Origin of the sequence: Vibrio sp. 1457 (assembly GCF_033340195.1) — a bacterium.
GTDB lineage: Bacteria > Pseudomonadota > Gammaproteobacteria > Enterobacterales > Vibrionaceae > Vibrio > Vibrio alginolyticus.
Window position 1 is genome coordinate 1 of record NZ_JAWOWA010000168.1, and the last position, 1,011, is coordinate 1,011.

1 protein-coding gene is annotated in these 1,011 nt (G+C 55.5%); it reads right to left on the bottom strand.

Annotated elements, in window-relative coordinates; genetic code table 11:
• Nucleotides 1-1,003, bottom strand: a 1,003-nt coding sequence (locus R7Z41_RS24615) for an ATP-binding cassette domain-containing protein (protein ID WP_411913153.1), incomplete at its 3' end; no start/stop codon positions are given.
• Nucleotides 1,004-1,011: the final 8 nt, after the last annotated feature.

A 1,011-nucleotide genomic window follows, 5' to 3' on the forward strand; every position in this document is an offset into this window, starting at 1 on the left:
CTTTGCGAATGGGGAAGGCAACCTGAAGCTGTTCAACATCCAGCAACGTTGAGGCAGGTTCTGGCAACGGCACTGGATCGCCTGACGGTTCACTGTTGAGTAGCTTTTGTGTGTAAGGATGAGTGGGTGATGCAAATAGCGTAGCGGCGTAATTTTGCTCGACACAGCGACCGTTTTGCATTACCGCCACGCGGTGGGCCAGTTTTCTGACAATGCTGAGGTTATGAGTAATAAACAGCATGCCCATATTCAGCTCGCCTTGCAGTTCGCGCAACAGCTGTAAAATCTGCGCCTGGACAGAGACGTCCAGTGCGGTGGTCGGTTCATCGGCAATTAATAATTCCGGTCGCGTTAACAGCGCCATCGCAATCATCACCCGCTGCCGTTCGCCGCCGGAGAGCTGATGCGGATAATCTGTCAGCCGTTTTGCCGCCTGGCGGATACCAACGCGATCAAGGCAGTTAAGAATTTCGCCACGAGCCGCTTCCCGACGCATCCCGCGGTGGAGTGAAAGCACTTCATAAAGCTGTTTTTCCAGTGCCAGTGCTTTGCCTTTTGAGGTGAGAACTTTATCTTCGTACTCTTTTAGCTCTGGAATGATGTAGCGCTCGGCGTTTTTCAGCGTCTGGCGACGCATGTAGTTGATGGGTGCCAGATGGCTTTGCCCACGGCTGATTTGAATGTAGTAGCCGTGCACCGCATTAAAGCCAACTTTCAGCGTGTCCAGGCCGGTACGTTCACGCTCGCGGACTTCCAGACGCTCCAGATAATCGGTCGCGCCGTCAGCCAGCGCGCGCCACTCATCCAGCTCTTCGTTATAGCCCGATGCGATAACACCACCGTCGCGTACCAGCACCGGCGGTGTGTCGATGATTGCTCGCTCCAGCAGATCGCGCAGCTCGGCAAACTCGCCCATCTTCTCGCGTAGCGCCTGTACCGGTGCACTATCGACAGTTTCTAACTGCGCACGCAGCTCCGGCAGTTGCTGGAAAGCGTGGCGCATACGGGCCA